The 19,709-nt window shown below is 67.5% G+C and carries 15 protein-coding genes; 10 read left to right on the forward strand and 5 right to left on the reverse strand.

The features are described from left to right. Positions 1-14: 14 nt before the first annotated feature. The 4 genes from SPDO_RS05305 to SPDO_RS05320 all read right to left on the reverse strand — a co-directional run bounded on the left by SPDO_RS05305 (position 15) and on the right by SPDO_RS05320 (position 6,664). Positions 15-1,676, reverse strand: a complete 1,662-nt coding sequence (locus SPDO_RS05305; RefSeq protein WP_245829206.1) for a mechanosensitive ion channel family protein — start codon at positions 1,674-1,676, stop codon at positions 15-17. A gap of 85 nt (positions 1,677-1,761) precedes the next feature. After that, complete coding sequence (locus SPDO_RS05310; protein WP_245829209.1) at positions 1,762-2,484, reverse strand: DsbA family protein; 723 nt, start codon at positions 2,482-2,484, stop codon at positions 1,762-1,764. After that, positions 2,481-3,809 carry a M48 family metalloprotease gene (locus SPDO_RS05315; RefSeq protein WP_088366990.1) on the reverse strand — a complete coding sequence of 443 codons (1,329 nt, stop codon included), beginning with the start codon at positions 3,807-3,809 and terminating at the stop codon, positions 2,481-2,483. Before SPDO_RS05315 ends, SPDO_RS05310 begins: the two co-directional genes overlap by 4 nt. A gap of 161 nt (positions 3,810-3,970) precedes the next feature. Further along, the gene (locus SPDO_RS05320; protein ID WP_245829211.1) at positions 3,971-6,664 is read right to left on the reverse strand and encodes an Rne/Rng family ribonuclease; all 2,694 of its coding nucleotides are present in this window, start codon (positions 6,662-6,664) and stop codon (positions 3,971-3,973) included. Positions 6,665-7,167: 503 nt separating this feature from the next. On the opposite strand from SPDO_RS05320, the gene SPDO_RS05325 reads away from it, so the two are divergent. The 4 genes from SPDO_RS05325 (at position 7,168) to SPDO_RS05340 (ending at position 13,050) form a co-directional block, all read left to right on the forward strand. After that, entirely contained in the window at positions 7,168-8,364 is a 1,197-nt protein-coding gene (locus SPDO_RS05325; RefSeq protein WP_088366456.1) for an N-acetylmuramoyl-L-alanine amidase, read from the forward strand. A gap of 93 nt (positions 8,365-8,457) precedes the next feature. Beyond that, positions 8,458-10,965, forward strand: coding sequence for a penicillin-binding protein 1A (locus tag SPDO_RS05330; protein ID WP_088366457.1), 2,508 nt, complete (start codon positions 8,458-8,460; stop codon positions 10,963-10,965). A gap of 160 nt (positions 10,966-11,125) precedes the next feature. Beyond that, positions 11,126-12,253 (forward strand): peptide chain release factor 2, encoded by a 1,128-nt coding sequence (gene prfB, locus SPDO_RS05335; RefSeq protein ID WP_088366458.1) that lies wholly within the window; start codon positions 11,126-11,128, stop codon positions 12,251-12,253. A gap of 2 nt (positions 12,254-12,255) precedes the next feature. Next, positions 12,256-13,050 carry a class I SAM-dependent methyltransferase gene (locus SPDO_RS05340; RefSeq protein ID WP_088366459.1) on the forward strand — a complete coding sequence of 265 codons (795 nt, stop codon included), beginning with the start codon at positions 12,256-12,258 and terminating at the stop codon, positions 13,048-13,050. On the opposite strand, the gene SPDO_RS05345 is transcribed toward SPDO_RS05340, so the two are convergent. Then, entirely contained in the window at positions 12,985-13,353 is a 369-nt protein-coding gene (locus SPDO_RS05345; RefSeq protein ID WP_088366460.1) for a JAB domain-containing protein, read from the reverse strand. The two genes, SPDO_RS05340 and SPDO_RS05345, sit on opposite strands and share 66 nt — an antisense overlap. A 105-nt stretch (positions 13,354-13,458) precedes the next feature. On the opposite strand from SPDO_RS05345, the gene SPDO_RS05350 reads away from it, so the two are divergent. From SPDO_RS05350 to SPDO_RS05375, 6 genes are all read left to right on the forward strand, one after another. Next, entirely contained in the window at positions 13,459-14,253 is a 795-nt protein-coding gene (locus SPDO_RS05350; protein ID WP_088366461.1) for a thymidylate synthase, read from the forward strand. 189 nt (positions 14,254-14,442) lie between these two features. After that, a complete protein-coding gene (locus SPDO_RS05355; protein WP_088366462.1) occupies positions 14,443-14,910 on the forward strand; it encodes a dihydrofolate reductase in 468 nt (155 codons plus the stop codon). Between the two features lie 25 nt (positions 14,911-14,935). Further along, positions 14,936-15,880 carry a bifunctional riboflavin kinase/FAD synthetase gene (locus tag SPDO_RS05360; RefSeq protein WP_088366992.1) on the forward strand — a complete coding sequence of 315 codons (945 nt, stop codon included), beginning with the start codon at positions 14,936-14,938 and terminating at the stop codon, positions 15,878-15,880. 59 nt (positions 15,881-15,939) lie between these two features. Next, the gene (gene ileS / locus SPDO_RS05365) at positions 15,940-18,777 is read left to right on the forward strand and encodes an isoleucine--tRNA ligase (RefSeq protein ID WP_088366463.1); all 2,838 of its coding nucleotides are present in this window, start codon (positions 15,940-15,942) and stop codon (positions 18,775-18,777) included. Continuing rightward, positions 18,774-19,301, forward strand: a complete 528-nt coding sequence (gene lspA, locus SPDO_RS05370) for a signal peptidase II (RefSeq protein WP_088366464.1) — start codon at positions 18,774-18,776, stop codon at positions 19,299-19,301. The genes ileS and lspA overlap by 4 nt, the downstream gene beginning before the upstream one ends. After that, the gene (locus SPDO_RS05375) at positions 19,294-19,701 is read left to right on the forward strand and encodes a DUF3035 domain-containing protein (protein ID WP_088366465.1); all 408 of its coding nucleotides are present in this window, start codon (positions 19,294-19,296) and stop codon (positions 19,699-19,701) included. The genes lspA and SPDO_RS05375 overlap by 8 nt, the downstream gene beginning before the upstream one ends. Positions 19,702-19,709: the final 8 nt, after the last annotated feature.

Raw genomic sequence — 19,709 nt, forward strand, 5'->3', positions numbered from 1 at the left:
TTGCCGTGAGGGGGTCAGATGGTCTGCGTCGGCACCGCGGGCGCCGCACCGTTGTCGTCGTCGTCGCCCTGCGCGACGGGAGCGATGAACAAGGTGCGTGTGGGGAAGGCGATGCCGATACCGACGTCGGCCAGCCGCTCGTAGATCGTCAGCAGCAGTTCCTGTCGAATGGCCGTGCTTTCCGCGAAATCGGTGACGGTGATATAGGCAAAGATCTCGATCTCCAGCGCGCTGTCGCCGAAGTTGCTGAAGCGCGCGCGAGGCCCGTCGTTCGACACCTGGTCGTGCGAGAAAAGCACGTCCTCGATGATCGACACCGCTTCGCGCAGCTTGGCCGGGCCGACATATTCGATGCCGATGACGGGGTTGAAGAGAAAGCGGTCGCGCTTGGCGTAATTCTCGATCTGCCGCGACGAAAAGTCGCCGTTGGGAATGGTGACGATGGTGCGATCGTTGGTGCGGATCCGCGTGGAGCGAATGCCGACATCCTCGACCGTGCCGATCACGTCGCCCACCCGGCAGAAATCGCCCACCTGCACCGGGCGATCGGCGATCACCGTCACGCTGCCGACCAGATTTTCCACCGTCTTCTGCGCGCCCAGCGCCAGCGCGATACCGCCGATGCCGAGCGCGGCGATGCCGGTCGTCACGTCGATGCCGAACGTATCCAGCACCGCCACGATGCTGAATACCAGGAGCAGGATCTTTGCCGCGCGCCGCAGCAGCGTGACCACCGAAACGGCCTGCCGGCGCGAGCGGCGGTGCATGCGCGCAATGGCCACGTCCGCCACCGCGTCCACCAGACGCAGCAGGAACCACACCAGCGCGATCGCCGCGACGCCGCCCGCGTAGCGCAGCAGCGTCTGGCGCGCGACGATCGCCACCTGCAGCCGCTCCGCCCAGGCGTAGAAGATCATGACGGAGACAAAGAGGCTCAACGGCGGGAGCGCGGCGTGGAAGAAGCGATAGGCGCCGTTCGAGTCGGGATCGGTGATGCCGCGGCGCATCACCGCCAGCGCAGCGGCGGCAAGCATCCGCAGCACCACGAAACTGAGCGCCGCCAGCCCGATCAGCAGCGCCCAATCCTCCACCGGTGCACCGGCGACGCTGAACCCCACCGCTTCGCTGACCGGCGATGCGGTCGCAGCGGGCGTCGGGGTGGCCATCAATTCGCGGATCGTCTCGTGCGAGATGCGCCATACCGCGCGGTCATCAACGGTGCGGTGCGTCAGCAGGATCGGTGCCTCGCCGGCATTGCCCTTCAGGTCGCCGGCAAGCTCGCGATCGACCGGCAGGTCATCGTCGACCCGCCCGCTCGGCTCGTTCGACAGGCGCGCAAAGGGCAGCAGCGTGCCGCCGCTGTCCAGCAGGCGTTGCAGCCGCTGCGCCAGCTCGGACGCGCCCGCCATGACGCGGGCATCGCTCTGAACCGGCAGATCGAAGTAATTGGCCGCGCGATTGTAATCGCGCTGTGCCAGCGCATCGATCAGACCGCTGACGGTGGACCGCGGCGTTTCGCGGCCGAACGGGTCGGCGGAAACGGTTGGTGTAGCGCTGTTGGCGGCCGCATCCTGCGCGGCGGCCGGGCCGACGGCGAGCGTGACCAGGCAGACGGCAAGAAGAAAACGACGGATATGAAGAAGCACGAAGACCTGCGGCGTAATGAACGTCCGCAAACCAGAACGCGGCGCGCGCCGGAAGGTCCCGCCGTCGGTAGCGTGGCAGCCACGGCTCGGCGGTGGGGCGCCGAAAGCGACCGGCTCAGTTGCGAGCGGCGCGAACCTCGGCGATCGCCTCCTGCATCCGGTCAAACGGCAGCGCGCCGGACAACAGCTTGTCCCCGACGACCCATGCCGGCGTGCCGCTGATGCCTAGCTTGGCGGCGAGTTGCAGATTGCCGGCGATTTCGGTGTCAGCATCGTCGGGAATCTTCGACAGATCGACGCCGGTCTGCCGCGCGGCAGCGGCGATCGATTGCGCACTCACCTGGCCGCCGGCGTACAATGCCTCGTGGAAGGCCGCAAAGCGCCCCTGCTTGGCCGCCGCGAGCGACGCGCGAGCCGCGTCGCGGCTTTCTTCGGCCAGGATCGGCAGCTCGCGAAATACGACGCGCAGCTTGGGATCGCTTTTCACCAGGCGATCGATCGTCGGCAGACTGGCGCGGCAATAGCCGCAATTATAGTCGAAGAACTCCACCAGCGTGACATCGCCATTGGGATTGCCCATCACGGCGCCGGCATAGGGCGTTTCCACGCGTGAGCGATTGGCCGCCACTGCCCGGCCGCTTTCGCGCTCCTGCAGCTTCTGCATCGCCTGCGGGATCAGCTCGGGGTTGGCGAGCACGTAATCGTGCACCACCTGTTCGACCTGCGCCTGGTCTGCGGCGCCCAGCTTTCCAGGCGCCGCGCGCTCTGCCAGCCACATGCCGCCTGCGCCGAATGCCGCACCGAGCAGCACGACGAGCATCAGGGTAAGTCGGTTCACTTGCGCTTTTTCTTGTCGTTATCGAGCGAGTTGCCGGAGGTCATCGCAATATCCTGTGCCCGGATCCAATCCGGCGTGTTCTTGGGAATGCCGGCCAGCGCATAGCGCGCGCTGACCGCGGCGGTGCGGTGATCGCCCGTCATGCTGGCGCGCTCCGCCGTTGCCAGCGCGGCACGTGCCGGATCGCCGGTACGCTCGTACACGGTGCCCAGCTGATACCAGGCGAACGGGTTCTGATCGTCGCGCGCCACTGCGGTGCGCAGCACGCGCTTCGCCTCGTCGTAATTCGCTTTGTCCTCCGTCGCGATGAGCGCGTGGCCGAACGTGGTGGCGATCAGCGGATTGTTGCGCGAGCCATCGGTCGCGGCGCGCAGCGGACCTAGCGCCTCCTGCGGCTTGCCCGCTTCAAGCAGGATCTGCCCCTTGATTTCAAGGAAATACGGATCGGTGGGCTTGCTCGCCACCAACGCGTCGGCTTCCGCCTCCGCCTTCTGCGGATAGCCGCCACGGTGATAGGCATAAGCGCGCGCGTAATGCGCGTAGCTGGTCTGCATCGTCTCGGGATACTTCTGCAACGCCTGCGCCGGCGGCAGGAGATAGCCGTCCAGCTTCGCCTGCACCCGCTTGAACCGCTCTTCCCAATCCTGGTTCAGCGGCTTGTTCCAGGCGGGCGAGGATTCCAGCGTCTCCGAAATCGCCGCGACGCGCTCGGACGATACCGGGTGATCGAGCATGAACTCGACCTTGCGGGTGATGCCGTAGCGATATTCGAGCTGCTGCATCGTCTTGAAGAAATTGACATATCCCTTGCCGCTGATCCCGGCAGCGTTGAGATATTTGGCGCCCGCCGCGTCGGTCGAGGCTTCCTGCTGGCGCGAAAAGGCGAGGTATTTGCCGATCGCCGCCTGCTGTCCGGCAGCCAGGACGCCGGCGCCCGCCTCGCCGGCGCCGGCAGCCATCGCGGCCAAGCCCAGCACCATCGACAGGATCGAAATACCGGTCGCTTCCTGAAACCCGCGTCCCGACAAGGACACGTGCCCGCCGGTGATATGGCCAAGCTCGTGCGCGATCACGCCTTGCACTTCGTTGGCGGTCTTGGCCGCCTGGAGGGTGCCCGAGTGGACGTATACGATCTGCCCGCCGGCAACAAAGGCGTTGATCGAATCGTCGTTGACCAGAACGACCTTCACGTCGCTCGGCCGCAGCCCCGCCGCGGTGATGAGCGGGGCGGTCATGTCGTTCAGCAGCGATTCGGTTTCGGCGTCGCGCAGGATCGACTGCGCCTGGGCGGTCTGCGCGGTGAAAGCACAGGCCAGCGCCGCCATGGCGACGAGACGGAGGGCGAGCGGGCGGCGCGTCACCGGCGCTGCCGCGCGGAAAACGATTGGCAAAGGGCAGGCATGCGCCGGACCCAGCATGATGGCGGCTGAACCATCGCTGAAGCCCGGCGCATCCTGATCACAAGTGGTGCTTCACGATCAGCGACTTAGGCGCCGAACGTCCGCTGCCACCAGCCGCGGCGCGGGGTTGCCGCCGCCTCGTCGCCGGAGTCGCTGGCGTCGCCTTCGGCCAGAGCCTGCTCGTCCACCGGCGCCGCTTCGGCTGCCGGAGCTTCGGCAGCCGCCTCTGCCGCAGGCGCGTCGGCCTTCTTGCGCCGCGTGCGCTTCGGCTTGGCGGGCGCTTCGGCCTCGTCGACGGCAGGCGTCGGCGCATTCTCGGCCTCGGCAGCGGGTGCGTCGGCCTTCTTGCGGCGGGTCCGCTTCGGCTTGGCCGGTGCGCCTTCCTCGGTAGCGGGGGCGATCGCATCGATCCCCGGCGTCTCGATCGCTGCCGGTGCTTCGGCGGCGGTGGCCTCGACCGCCTTCTTGGCACGCGGACGACGGCGCGTCTTGGGCGCGGGCTGCTCCGCCTCGGGCGCGGCCTCCTCGGTCGCCTCGGGCGCGGTTGCTTCACCTGCCGAGGTTTCCGGCTCCGCCGCTGGTGCAGGGGCGGCATCGACCTCGACCATGTCCGCGTCCGAAGTCACGTCTGCTTCGGTGGCCTTTGCCTCGCCTTCGGCGCCGCCATTGCCACGCCGACGACGGCCGCGACGATTGCGCCGGCGACGACCGCCTTCGCTTTCGCCATCGGCATCCGCCTCATCGCTCCGCGTGCCTTCGCCGTCGTCATCGGACTCCACCGCCTCGATGACGTCCTCGTCGCGCTCGTCGGCCTCGCCGTCCGCGTTCGACGCCGGCGCTGCGCCTGCGTCGCCGTTGGAGCGACCACGCCGGCCACGCCGACGCCGCCGCTTGCGACCGCCCTCGCGATTCTCGTCGCCGCGCGTGTCGTCGGCAGACGTCGCCTCGTCCTCGGCGACCTCTTCCTCTTCCTCCTCCTCGATCTCCTCGGGGATATCTTCCTCGATTTCCTCGAGCGGCGGCGCGAACTTCGGCGCATAGGCCGGCGGCGGGCCCGATGCTTCCACCGACATGCGCGCACCCTCCTGCTCGCCGTCCGGCAGGACCTCGACCGTCACGCCGTAGCGATCCTCGACCTCGGCGATGTCGGCGCGCTTGCGGTTGAGCACGTACACCGCCGCCTCGACGCTGGCGCGCAGCGTCAGCAGCGAGCCGCGGCCGCGCGCCGCCTCGTCCTCGATCAGGCGCAGCGCGCCAAGACCGGCGGACGATGCGGTGCGGACGAGGCCGGTGCCTTCGCAATGCGGGCAGGGGCGGGTGGAGGCTTCGAGCACGCCGGTGCGCAGGCGCTGGCGGCTCATTTCCATAAGGCCGAACGACGAGATGCGGCCGACCTGGATGCGGGCGCGATCGTTCTTCAGCGCCTCCTTCATCGCCTTCTCGACCTTCCGGACATTGGAATTGTTGTCCATGTCGATGAAGTCGATGACGACAAGGCCGGCCATGTCGCGCAGCCGCAGCTGGCGCGCGATTTCCTGTGCCGCCTCAAGGTTCGTCGCGGTCGCGGTCTGCTCGATATTGTGCTCGCGCGTCGACCGGCCCGAGTTGATGTCGATCGATACGAGCGCCTCGGTCGGGTTGATGACCAGATACCCACCCGATTTCAGCTGCACCACCGGATGGTACATCGCGGCGAGCTGATCCTCGACATGGCAGCGCTGGAACAGCGGAATGGGGTCGCTGTAATGCTTCACCCGCTTCGCGTGGCTGGGCATCAACAGACGCATGAATTCCTTGGCGTGACGGTAACCGTCGTCGCCCTCGACGATCACCTCGTCGATATCCTTGTTGTAGATATCGCGTATCGCGCGCTTGATGAGGTCGCTGTCGCCATAGATCAGCGCCGGCGCCGCGCTGGTCAGCGTCTTTTCGCGAATGCCGTCCCACAGGCGCGCGAGGTAATCGAAGTCGCGCTTGATCTCGGTACGCGTGCGGCTGAGGCCGGCGGTGCGCACGATGCAGCCCATCGACGGCGGCAGCTCCATTTCCGCCATGATCGACTTCAGCCGCTTGCGATCGGCCGAGTTGCTGATCTTGCGGCTGATCCCGCCGCCATGCGACGTGTTGGGCATCAGCACGCAATAGCGGCCGGCGAGCGACAGGTAGGTCGTCAGCGCTGCGCCCTTGTTGCCGCGCTCTTCCTTGACGACCTGGACCAGCAGCACCTGGCGGCGGCGGATCACGTCCTGGATCTTGTAGCGGCGGCGCAGGTTCATGCGGCGCTGGCGCAGCGCCTCGACCTGATCGTCGTTGATGCCCGTGGCGGCCGGGGCGGGGACGCCCTCACCTTCGGCGTCGCTGTCGCCATCGGTCGCGACGTCGCCGTCCGCGTCGTCATCCTCGTCACCGAAATCGGCGTCGTCGTCGGCAGCGGTCAGGCCGTCTTCTTCGGCCGCTTCCTGCTCGGCGCGCAGCTTGGCTTCCTCGGCGGCATGCTCCGCCTCCTCGGCGAGCAGCGCCTCGCGATCCTCCTTGGGGATCTGGTAATAGTCGGGGTGGATTTCCGAAAAGGCGAGGAAACCGTGGCGATTGCCGCCGTAATCGACGAACGCGGCCTGCAGCGACGGCTCGACGCGCGTCACCTTGGCAAGATAGATATTCCCCTTGAGCTGCTTGCGCTCGGCACTCTCGAAATCAAATTCCTCGATGCGGTTTCCCTTGACGACGGCCACGCGGGTTTCCTCCCGGTGGCGTGCGTCGATCAGCATGCGCATGGTCATTATATGGTCTCCGCGCGCGACTCGCGCCGCCAAACGGCGGGGTCGCGCGGTAAAAAGGCGCTGCCGGCGCATCGGGCGCGGGCAAGCGGATGGTGATGAACGATGCCTTCGTCCGCCGCGCACGTCCGGGCGATACGCCCTGGATCAGCCCCGCGTCCGCACCGCCGGCGAAAGCCGGTCGGAACTGCGGTGGGGGAATATGCGACATGCGTACGTCAACCTGATTGCCCGCGCCGGCGCGATCGGCCGGTTGGGCGGTGGGTCGGGCGCGGGCGCAATGGTCCGCAATCCGATCAAAATGGTGACTAGCAATTCAATTGTCATTCAGCAACCGGAACGTCTTTGCCGGTTGGCGGCAAGAATGTGCCGAACGCCGCGTTAACCGCGTCGGGCAACCCGGGCTTGAGAGCCGCCGCCCTAGATCGAGTCGGACAGGGAAAAAGGGTTTGCAGATCATGGCTTTTCGCTGGACCAGCGGGCGGCCAGCGCGGCATGCAGGGCGCATGTCGATGCTGCTCGCACTATTGGCTGGCTTCACCGCCGCCGCGCCCGGTTGGGCCGCGACGGTGGAGCGGGTGGATATCGGCAACGAGCGGATCACCATCCGCTTCGACGAGGCGGTGCGCGGTGCGTCCAGCTTCATCCTCAACGCACCCCAGCGCATCGCGATCGACATCGACGGCGCGCACCCGGGGCAGGGCGGTGGTGCCGAAGGGCCGGTGGCAGCGGTGCGCCAGGGCTGGCGCGGCGCCGACGGCGCGCGCGTGGTGCTCGACCTTGCCGCGCCGATGATCGTGTCCAAGGGCGAGTTCCGCGACGAGGGGCGCACGCTGCAATTGTCGCTGCGCCAGGTCGATGGCGCGCGGTTCGCGGCGGCCAGCGCAGCCTCGCCGCTCAGCTTCCTCCCGTTCGGCTGGGGCAAGCCGAAACCGAAATACAAGGTGACGGTGCCCGTGCCGCCCGCGCGCAAAAGCGTGCTGCCGCGGGTACAGGGCGATGCCAGCCGCCCGCTGGTGGTGATCGACGCCGGCCATGGCGGCAACGATCCCGGCGCGCTCAACCCCGAGATGGGGCTACGCGAAAAGGACGTGACGCTGGCGATCGCCCGCGCGATCCGCGACGAACTGCTCGAATCGGGTCGTGTGCGCGTCGCCCTGACGCGTGACGACGATCGCTACATCCTTCACCGCGAGCGCTTCGGCGTGGCGCGGCAGCTCGGCGCGGACCTGTTTATCTCCATCCATTGCGACAGCGCCGGCAATGTCGAGGCGACCGGCGCCACTGCCTACACCTTGTCAGACGTCGCCTCCGACAAGGAGGCCGCGCGTCTCGCCGCGCGCGAAAACAAGGCGGACATCATCGCAGGCGTGAACCTCGACGAGAGCGAGGACGTGTCCTCCATCCTCATCGACCTGACCCAGCGCGAGACGATGAACGCGTCCGCCGGCTTTGCCCGGCTGCTCGGGCGCGAGGCAAGGCCGCTGATCCCGGTTAAAAGCAGCTTTCACCGCATGGCGTCGCTGCTGGTGTTGAAGGCGCCGGACATGCCCTCGATCCTGTTCGAAACCGGCTATATCTCGAACGCGCAGGACGCCGCGTTTCTGGACAGCCGTGAAGGGCGCAATCGGATCGCGCAAAGCGTGCGCCGTGCGGTGGACATCTATTTCGCACGCCGGATGACGCAAACCGCCGCGCGCTAGGCACGCCCGTCGCCACAGGGCGGCGGCGCGGCGGGATGTTGACCGCCGCATGTTGCCAGTCGCCGAGGGCCTCCCTAAACACCGGCGTCGCGTATGGCGTCCAATCCTCCCGAACCGATCGAGCCGAAGCGGCGTCATTTTGCGCTGGGCGAGCGTTTGTCGCAGCTATGGAGCCGTGGCTGGGTAAAGGTGCTGGCCGTGCTTGCTGCGCTGGGCCTCCTGGTGATGGCCGGAGGCTGGTATTTCATCACGCGCGATCTGCCGTCTGTCGAGCAGCTACGCACTTATGAGCCGCCGCTGCCCACCAACGTCCGCGCGATCGATGGCAGCCCGATTTATTCCTACGCCCGCGAACGGCGCGTGGAATTGTCCTTTGCCGAATATCCCAAGCAGCTGGTCGAGGCATTTCTGTCGGCCGAGGACAAGACGTTCTTCGAGCATCACGGTGTCGATTATCCCGGCCTTGCCGGCGCGGTGTTCGACTATGTGTCAAAGCTGGGCAGCGGGCAGCGCGCGCGCGGCGGCTCCACCATCACGCAGCAGGTCGCGAAGAACCTGCTGATCGGCAACGCTTATTCGCCGACGCGCAAGATTCGCGAGGCGATCCTCGCCTGGCGCATCGAGGATACGCTTACCAAGCCGCAGATCCTGGAACTCTACCTCAACCAGATCTTCCTCGGCCGCAACGCGTACGGCGTCGAGGCGGCGAGCCACGCCTATTTCGACAAGGAACTCGATCAGCTCAGCCTGGAGCAGATGGCCTATCTCGCCATCCTTCCAAAGGGCCCGGCGAATTACGAGCCGTTCCGCGATACCGAACGGGCGCTGGAGCGGCGCAACTGGGTGCTGGGCGAAATGGCGCGCAACGGCTTCATCACGGCGGCGCAGCGCGACCAGGCGCGTGCCCAGCCGATCGGCGCCATCCTCACCCGCGTGCCGAAGTTCGAGCAGGTCGGCGGCTATTTCGTCGAGGAGGTCCGCCGTGAGCTGATCAATCGTTTTGGCGAAACGGCACGCGACAGTGCGAACAGCGTCTATTCGGGTGGCTTGTGGGTGCGCACCTCGCTCAACCGCGACGTGCAGGCCGCGGCGGCCGAGGCGCTGCGCGACGGCTTGCTGCGCTACGATCGCGGGCGTGGCTTCTCAGGCCCGTTGCGCCATGTCGAGATCGACGGCGATCGCTGGCAGGTGGCGCTCCTCAACACCAACATCAATCTCGACCACGCCGATTGGCGCGCCGCGATCGTGATTTCGCGCGACAGTGGCGAGGCGCGGATCGGCTTCGCTAGCGGCGACGAGGGACGCCTGCCGCGCTCGGGCGCGCAGATGCCGCTGCGTGGCAGCAGCACGCCGGCGTTCACCAGCCTGAAGGCGGGGGACATCATCGCCGTGGCGCCGTCGGGCAGCCAGTTCGCGCTGCGCTCGGTGCCCAAGATCTCGGGCGGCTTCGTGGTGCAGGAGCCCGAGACCGGGCGGATACTGGCGATGCAGGGCGGGTTCGACGCGTCCTTGCAGTCGTTCAACCGCGCCACCCAGGCGATGCGCCAGCCCGGCTCCACCATCAAGCCGATCGTCTATGCCGCCGCGCTCGAACACGGCATGACACCTGCGTCGATCATCGTCGACGGGCCGTTCTGCGTCGATCAGGGCGCGCGGCTGGGGCAGAAATGCTTCCGCAACTTCGGCAATTCGCGCGGCGCCGGCCCGCACACCATGCGCTGGGGCGTGGAGCAGTCGCGAAACCTGATGACGGTGCGCACCGCCGCCCAGACCGGCATGGCCAACGTCGTGCGGCTGATGAAGGCAATGGATATCGGCGACTATCAGCCGTATCTCTCCTATGCGCTGGGCGCCGGCGAGACGACCGTCATGAAGATGGTCAACGCCTATGGCGTGCTCGCCAATCAGGGCCGCTGGCATGCACCGACGCTGATCGATTACGTCCAGAATCGTCGCGGCGAGGTGATCTGGCCGGAGAACTGGCGCGCGTGCGACCGCTGCAACATGCCCGATTGGGATGGCAAGGCGATGCCGCGCCCGATGCAGCGCGGGCGCCAGGTGCTGGACGCGATGTCGGCCTATCAGATGGTGCACATCGCCGAGGGCGTGATTCAGCGCGGCACGGCGACGGTGCTGCGCGATCTGAACCGACCGATCTTCGGCAAGACCGGCACGAACTCGGGGCCGAAGGACGTGTGGTTCATCGGCGGCACGCCGCAAATGGTGGCCGGCGTCTATATCGGCTACGATTCGCCGGTGAACCTCGGCGGCTATGCGCAGGGCGGCACGCTGGCGGCGCCGATCTTCAAGCAATGGGCGACCAAGGCATATGAGGGGATGGAGCCGCTGCCGTTCCGCGCGCCGCCGGGCATTCGCATGGTGCGGATCGATCGGGCCAGCGGCCGGCCGGTATTCGGCACCTTCCCCAATGACAATGATCCCAAGCCTGCCGTGATCTGGGAAGCGTTCAAGCCGCAGGCGGAGGCGCGTCGCGCGCCGCGGCGGCCGACGGCGGCGCCGACGGCCGCACCCACCAAGGCGCGTCCCACCACCCAGGCGAGCGACCGCGACTTCCTGCAACGTGAAGGCGGCATTTACTGACCAGCCGGCGGCGGCATTGTCCTGCCGCCGTTCTGGCCCTAAGTCCGCCACCCAAATACCGTCGCGCCGGCCGATCGCCGGGGCCGGTTGTCCGCAGCGCGTCCGCGCCACGGCACCGCCCCCGGTGCGCCGACCCGACGCGAGAACTGGAGAATGAACGATGCGCGCCGAAGCGCAGGCCCATGCCGACACGATCAACGAGGCGCTCGCGCTCCTGCGCCGCAGCCTCGACTGGGATCGTGCGCTGCGGCGGCTCGACGAACTGAACGCCCGCGTCGAGGATCCGACGCTGTGGAACGACCCCAAAGCCGCGCAGGACGTGATGCGCGAGCGTCGCCGCCTGGACGAGGCGATCACCGCCACGCGCACGATCGAGCGTGAGCTCTCCGACACCGCCGAGCTGATCGAGATGGCCGAGGCCGAGGGCGACGAGGAGATGGCCACGGACGGCACCCGTGCGCTGGCCGAACTGTCGGAGCGCGCGCAAAAGGACAAGGTCAAGGCGCTGCTGTCGGGCGAGGCGGACGCGAACGACACCTATGTCGAGATCAACGCGGGCGCCGGCGGCACCGAGAGCCAGGACTGGGCCGAGATGCTGCAGCGCATGTACACGCGCTGGGCCGAGCGCAGCGGCTACAAGGTGGAGCTGATCGACTATCACGCGGGCGAGCAGGCGGGCATCAAGTCCGCGACGCTGCTGGTGAAGGGCGAGAACGCCTATGGCTATGCCAAGGTGGAAAGCGGCGTGCACCGCCTCGTCCGCATCAGCCCGTACGACAGCTCCGCGCGGCGCCACACCAGCTTTTCCAGCGTGTGGGTCTATCCGGTGATCGATGATTCGATCGACATCGAGATCAACGACAGCGAGCTTCGCATCGACACCTATCGCGCCTCTGGCGCTGGCGGTCAGCACATCAACACGACCGATTCGGCGGTGCGAATCACCCACTTGCCGACCGGCATCGTGGTCGCCTGCCAGAACCAGCGCTCGCAGCACAAGAACAAGGCGGAAGCGTACAATCAGCTGCGCGCCCGCCTCTACGAGCATGAGCTCAGGAAGCGTGAGGAAGAGGCGAACACCGTCAACGCGGCCAAGACCGAGATCGGCTGGGGCCACCAGATCCGCTCTTACGTGTTGCAGCCGTATCAGCTGGTGAAGGACCTGCGCACCGGCACCACCTCGACCTCGCCCGGCGACGTGCTCGACGGCGACCTTGAGGACTTCATGGCCGCCGCTTTGGCGCAGCGCGTCACGGGCGAGGCGGTCGAGGTGGAGGACGTCGACTGAGGATGCGCCGGGCTTCTCTGGTTCGTCAGTCCGGCGCCGCGCTGCTGCTGCTGCTCGCGGCGTGCGAGGGCGGCGAGCCGTTGCTGAAGAAGGAGCCGCGCGAGCCGGGGCCGTTCCCCGCCGCGGATCGCCCGGTCGCGCACATCGTGTCGCCGCGCTGGTCGAACGAAGAAGCGCGCGATCGGCTGAACGAGGCGGGCGAGGTAATGGCGCGTGCGGCCATCAAGCCGGGCATGACGGTGGCGGATATCGGCGCGGGCGAGGGGTATTACACCACGCGGCTGGCGCAGCGGGTGGGCGAAGACGGCCGCGTGCTGGCGCAGGACATCATTCCGGCGGTACGCGACGCGCTGGCCGAGCGGGTCGCGCGCAAACGGCTCGACAATGTCAGCGTCAAACTGGGCGAGCCGAACGATCCCAAGCTGCCGGAGAACAGCTTCGACCGGATCTTCATGGTCCACATGTACCATGAGATCGAGCAGCCGTACGAATTCCTATGGCGCATGCGCTCCGCGCTGCGGCCCGACGGCCTCGTCGTGGTGGTCGATGCCAACCGCCCGACCGCCAACCACGGCACCCCGCCCGCGCTGCTGCGCTGCGAGTTCAGATCGGTCGGCTATGAGCTGGTCGGGATCACCGCGATGCCGTCGGCCGGCGGCTATTTCGCCACCTTCCGGGCGAGCGGCGCGCGCCCCGAGCCGGCTGCGATCCGGCCGTGCCGCGTCACCCAGTCACAACAGCCCGCGGGCACGGAAGCTGACCATCGTGTCGCCGGCCAGCACGAGATGATCGACTAGCCGGATCCCCAGGCTGTCCAGCGCCTCCGCCACGCGGCGGGTGGTGCGCAGGTCCTCCGCCGATGGCTCGGCGTCGCCCGAGGGATGGTTGTGCGCCATCACGATCGCGCGCGAATCATGCGCCATCGCCACCGCGACGATCGTGCGCAGCGGCACGTCGACCGACGACGCGCTGGCGGACAGGATGTGGTGCAGCCCCACCGTCCCGCCGCGCTCGTCCAGGAAGACGAAGGCGAGCGATTCGGTAACCGCCCGCGCCATGGCGGCCAGATGCCCGCTGATTGCCGGATCGAACCCATACATGCCGTCCGGTTTGAGGGGTGGCGGGATCGGCGCAAGATATCGGCGCCGTATCGGATGCGGTCGTGGCGGCTTGGCGTGCGTGCGGCCGGGCTGTAGCAGGCCGGGATGCGCCAGTATCTCGACCTCATGGCCCGCGTGCTCGAATCGGGCAGCGAGCAGATGGACCGCACCGGCACCGGCACGCTCAGCGTGTTCGGCCACCAGATGCGGTTCGATCTGGCCGAGGGCTTCCCGGTGCTCACCACCAAGAAACTGCACCTGCGTTCGATCATCGTCGAGCTGCTGTGGTTCCTGCGCGGCGACACCAACGTGCGCTGGCTCCAGGATCGCAAGGTCAGCATCTGGGACGAATGGGCGGACGAGGCGGGCGATCTCGGCCCCGTATACGGCAAGCAATGGCGCGATTGGGTGACGGCGGACGGCCGGCACATCGATCAGATCAAGGGGCTGGTGCACGACATCAAGACCAACCCCGCCTCGCGCCGCCAGATCGTCACGGCCTGGAACCCCGGCGATCTGCACGCCATGGCGCTGGCGCCGTGCCACTGCCTGTTCCAGACCTATGTCGCGAACGGCCGGCTGTCGCTGCAACTCTACCAGCGCTCGGCCGACATCTTCCTTGGCGTGCCGTTCAATATCGCGAGCTATGCGCTGCTCACCCACATGCTGGCGCAGCAATGCGGGCTGGCGCCTGGCGAGTTCATCTGGACCGGCGGCGATTGCCACCTTTATTCCAACCACTTCGATCAGGCGCGCGAGCAGCTCGGCCGCACGCCCGGCCCGCCGCCGCGGCTGGAGATCACGCGCACGCCTAACGCGATTGATGCCTATGAGCTCGAAGATTTCGTGCTGCACGATTACGTCGCACAGCCGCACATCAAGGCGCCTGTCGCCGTATGACGATGCCGGCGTGACCACAGCGTTCACTTGCCATTCAGCCGTTACGACTACATACGTAGTCGAAGGGATGGAGGCTGAAATGCGCGATTATCTGGTAACGATTGCCACGGCGACGCTTGCTGCGTTGCTGCTGCAGGTCGGCAGCCCGTCGGCCTGCGCCGCGCCTTCGTCGACGCCGCTGGCGGCGCGGTGACCGTCTCGCTGCATCTGGCGCGCGCCAGCAACGGCGTGATCGGCCGCGACGGCGGCTTGCCCTGGCACCTGCCGGCGGACCTCGCGCGGTTCAAGGCGCAGACCATGGGCCGTCCGATGATCATGGGGCGCAAGACATTCGAGAGCTTCCCCGCGCCGCTGCCGGGCCGCCGCCACATCGTCCTGACGCGCGATCGCACCTGGTCTGCCGCGGGCGCGGAAGTGGTGCATGATCGCGACAGCGCGCTGGCGCTGGCCGGCGACGACGCGGCGGTGATCGGCGGCGCGGACATTTTCGCGCTGTTCCTCGATCTCGCCAATCGCATCGAACTGACCGAGGTTCATGCCACGCCCGATGGTGACACGATCGTGCCCCCGTTCACTGGCTGGCGCGAGATCGCGCGCGAGGATCGTGCTGTCGATGGCGACCGCCCGGCCTACAGCTTCGTAACACTGGTGCGCTGAAGCACGCGCGGCTATGCGCGCTGCCATGGAGCGGCATGGGATCATCCGGCTGGGCAAAGGCGACGCGCTGCCGGCGGCATTGCGCGGCGGGATCGTCGCCCTCGGCAACTTCGACGGCTTTCACCTCGGGCACCAGGCAGTGGTCGGCCGCGCGGTCGAACGCGCGCGGGCCGAGGGGCGGCCGGCGCTCGGCGCGACCTTTGATCCGCATCCGATGCGCTTCTTCAAGCAGGACACGCCCTGGTTTCGGCTCTCCAAGCTGGAGCAGCGCGCCGAGCTGATGCAGGCGGCAGGCGTCGATGCCTTGCTGGTGTTCGACTTCGATGCCGAGCTTGCCGCGCTATCGGCCGAGGACTTCGTCACCGCGCGACTCGTGGAGCAGATCGGCGCCGCCGGCGTGGTGACCGGCGCGGACTTTACCTTCGGCAAGGCGCGCTCGGGCGATGTCGCAATGCTGGCGGCGCTCGGCGCTACCCATGGCTTTTCGACCGACACGGTGGGTGCGGTCGCGCTCGATGGCGAGACCGTCTCCTCTACCCGCATCCGCACCGCGCTGCGTGACGGGCGCCCGCGCGACGCCGCCCGGCTGCTGACCCGTCCGTTCACGATCCGCGGCGAGGTGCGCCATGGCGACAAGGTGGGCCGCACGATCGGCTATCCGACCGCCAACGTCGACATGAGCAATTATCTGCGCCCCGCCTACGGCATCTACGCCGTGCGCGTGGCGCTGGCGGACGGCCGCGTTGTTGGCGGCGCGGCGAACCTTGGCGTGCGCCCGAGCTTCGATCCGCCCAAGGAGCTGCTCGAGCCGTATCTGTTCGACTTTTCCGGCGACCTGTACGGCCAGGTGATCGACGTCGCTTTGATCGAGTTCCTCCGCCCCGAGGCGAAGTTCGACACGCTGGAGGCGCTGACCGAGCAGATGGCCGCCGATTGCACGCGCGCGCGGGAGATCCTCGCCGGGGATTGACCGGCCGCACCACAGCGGTTTGTTTTGCCCCGCGACCCGCGCTAAGGGCGCGAGCCTCTATGGCCGACGAAACCCCCACCGCACGCGCCCCCGACGCAAAGGACTGGCGCGACACCGTCTTCCTGCCGAAGACCGACTTCCCGATGAAGGCGGGCCTGCCGCAGAAGGAGCCCGCCATTCTCGAGCGGTGGCAGCGGCTCGGCCTGTACCAGCGGCTGCGCGAGCAGCGCGAGGCGCGCGAAAAGTTCATCCTCCACGATGGCCCGCCTTATGCCAATGGCGACATGCACATCGGCCATGCGCTGAACCATATCCTGAAGGACATGGTGGTGCGCACCCAGACGCTGCTGGGCAAGAACGCGCCCTATGTGCCCGGCTGGGACTGCCACGGCCTGCCGATCGAGTGGAAGGTCGAGGAAGAATATCGCAAAAAGAAGCTGAACAAGGACGAGGTGCCGGCGGCGGAATTCCGCGCCGAGTGCCGCGCCTATGCGCAGAAGTGGGTCGATACCCAGCGCGAGCAGCTGAAGCGGCTGGGCGTCAACGGCGATTGGGACAAGCCGTATCTGACGATGGACTATGCCGCCGAGGCGACCATCGTGGCCGAGCTGATGAAGTTCGCCGAGACCGGCCAGCTCTATCGCGGCGCCAAGCCGGTGATGTGGTCGCCGGTCGAGAAGACCGCGCTGGCCGAGGCCGAGGTCGAATATGAGGACGTGGTGTCGACGCAGATCGATGTTGCGTTCGAGATCACCGAAGCGCCCAACGCGCCCGAACTGGTCGGCGCACATGCGGTGATCTGGACCACCACGCCGTGGACGATCCCGGTGAATCAGGCGCTCGCTTATGGCGAGAACGTCGAATACGTCCTCGCCCGCTTCGACGACATGGTGGAGGGCCCGCGCACGCTGCTGGTGGCGCGCGACCTGATCGAAAGCTTCGGCGCGCGGATCGGGCATCCGGTGGTGATGAAGGTCGGCGACGAGGCCGGCACCGTCACCGCGCTCGCGCTGATCACCGGCGACAAGCTGGCGGGCGCCGTTGCGCGGCACCCGATGCACGCGCTGGGCGGCTTTTTCGCCAAGCCTCGCCCGTTCCTGGCGGGCGATTTCGTCACCACCGATGCCGGCACCGGCCTCGTCCACATGTCGCCCGACCATGGCGAGGACGATTTCGAGCTGTGCAAGGCGAACGGCATCGAGCCGGTCTTCGCGGTCGATGCGGCGGGCATGTACCGATCCGACTGGCTGTGGCTGGGCGGGCAGGGCAGCGTCATCAACAAGAAGTTCGTTGCCAGCGACGGCCCGATCTGCACCGACCTCCGTGAAGCAGGCGCGCTCGTCGCGGCCAGCGACGACTTCAAGCACAGCTATCCGCATTCCTGGCGCTCCAAGGCCAAGGTGATCTACCGCTGCACCCCGCAATGGTTCATCGCCGTCGACCGGCCGATCGAGGGTGGCGACACGCTGCGGCAAAAGGCAGTGGCCGCGATCGCCGCAACCCGCTTCGTGCCCGAAAAGGGCCGCAACCGCATCGGCGCGATGGTCGAGGGGCGGCCCGATTGGGTCATCAGCCGTCAGCGGGCTTGGGGCGTGCCGATCGCGCTCTTCGTGGAGCGGCGGACCGGCCAGTATCTGGTCGACGCCGATGTGAACGCGCGCATCGTCGCCGCCTTCCGCGAGAAGGGCGTGGATGCGTGGAGCGACACGGCCATGCCGGCGCTGCTCGGCCCCGATCGCGATCCGGCCGATTACGAGCGGGTCACCGACATTCTCGACGTGTGGTTCGATTCGGGCTGCACCCATGCGTTCGTGCTGGAAAGCGGGCGCTGGCCCGAATTGTCTTGGCCGGCGGACCTGTATCTCGAAGGATCCGACCAGCATCGCGGCTGGTTCCAGTCGTCGCTGCTGGAAAGCTGCGGCACGCGTGGGCGCGCGCCCTATGATGCGGTGCTGACGCACGGCTTCACGATGGACGCCAAGGGCATGAAAATGTCCAAGAGCCTCGGCAACACGATCAACCCGCTCGACCTGATGCGCGATTACGGCGCGGACATCCTGCGGCTGTGGGCGCTATCGGTGGACTTCACCGAGGATCACCGCATCGGCAAGGAGATCCTGGCCGGCGTCGCGGACGGGTATCGCAAGCTGCGCAACACCTTCCGCTACCTGCTCGGCGCGCTCGACGGGTTCGACGAGGCGGAAAAGCTGCCGGTGGCGGAATGGCCCGAGCTGGAGCGCTACATGCTCCACCTCGTCCATGCGTTGGACAAGCAGCTCCGCCGTGCGATCGCCGACTATGACTTCAACGATTACGTCCGGCTGCTGACCGACTTCGCCAACGAGGATCTGTCGGCGTTCTTCTTCGATATCCGCAAGGATTCGCTCTATTGCGACGCGCCGGACAGCGTGAAGCGGCGGGCTTATCGCACCATGCTCGACGTGCTGTTCCACGCCATGACGCGCTGGGCGGCGCCGGTGCTGGTCTTCACCGCCGAGGAGGTGTGGCAATCGCGCTTCCCGAGCGAGGACGGCTCGGTGCACTTCCTCGACTGGCCCGAACTGCCGGCAGAGGCGGGCGAGGACGTCAGCGCGCGCTGGCTCGAGGTGCGCCGCCTGCGCGAGCGCGTGACGGAGGCGATCGAGCCGCTGCGCCGCGAAAAGGTCGTCCGCTCCAGCCTGGAGGCGAACGTCACCGTCACCGAGACGCCGCTGCCGGTCGATCAGCTCGCCGAGGCGTTCATCGTGGCGAAGGTATCGCCGGGCGATGAGGTAACGGTGAGCCGGACCGATTATCACAAGTGCGGGCGCTGCTGGCGCCTGCTGCCCGAAGTGGCGGAGGACAATGCGCTGTGCGCGCGCTGCGCCGATGTCGTCGGCGACGAGGTGGCGGCGTGACGCGTACCGTCCCCGCTTTGGGGCTCGGCGCCGCGGCGGCGGTGTTCGCGATCGACCAGGTGACGAAATGGATCGTCACCGGCCCGCTCGGCATCAATTTTCTGGGTGCCTCGCGCGAGATCGTGTCGTTCTTCGACCTGCGCTTCGTGCAGAATATCGGCGTCAGCCTCGGCCTGCTGCGTGCCGAGAGCGACGGCGCGCGTTGGGCGCTGGTGGCGATGACGGCGCTGATCGCCGCCGCCGTCACCTGGTGGATGTGGCGCGAGGAAAAGGTGGGCGACAGGATCGCGCTCGGCCTCGTGCTCGGCGGCGCGCTGGGCAACATCGTCGATCGGGTCCGCTTTGGCTATGTGGTCGATTTCGCCGACCTGCATTTTGGCGAGTGGCGGCCGTTCCTCGTCTTCAACATTGCGGATGCGGCGATCACCATCGGCGTGCTCATTCTGCTGGTGCGCGCGCTGCTGATCCGCGATAAGCCGGCGGCAAAGCCGGACAAGATGGCTTCGGAGAATGTGAATGCGTAAGTCGATCGTCATGGGCGCAGGCCTTGCGGTGCTGCTGGCCGGATGCGCGAGCAACGGCCTTGATCGTGACCGGCCCGACGAGTTCGCGGTGGCGCGTCAGCCCTCGCTGATCATCCCGCCCGATTTCGCGCTCGTGCCGCCGACCCCGGGCGCGGCGCGCGTGCAGTCCGCCAGTGCGGCTCAGGCGCAGACGCTGGAGGCGCTGTTCGGCAGCGCGCCGCGCAGCGCCAGCGAGACGGCGGCGCTTCAGGCAGCGGGCGGCGACACCGTCGACAGCGGCATCCGCTCCTCGGCCGGCGATCCGCAGACTAACGTGGTCGACAAGGGCCAGACCACCCGCGACATCATCGCCGCGCCCGAAGGCGACGGTCAGGAAGCAAGCGCCAACACCCCGCGCTGACCGAACGG

The sequence above is a fragment of the Sphingomonas dokdonensis genome (genome assembly GCF_002197685.1).
Taxonomy (GTDB): domain Bacteria; phylum Pseudomonadota; class Alphaproteobacteria; order Sphingomonadales; family Sphingomonadaceae; genus Sphingomonas; species Sphingomonas dokdonensis.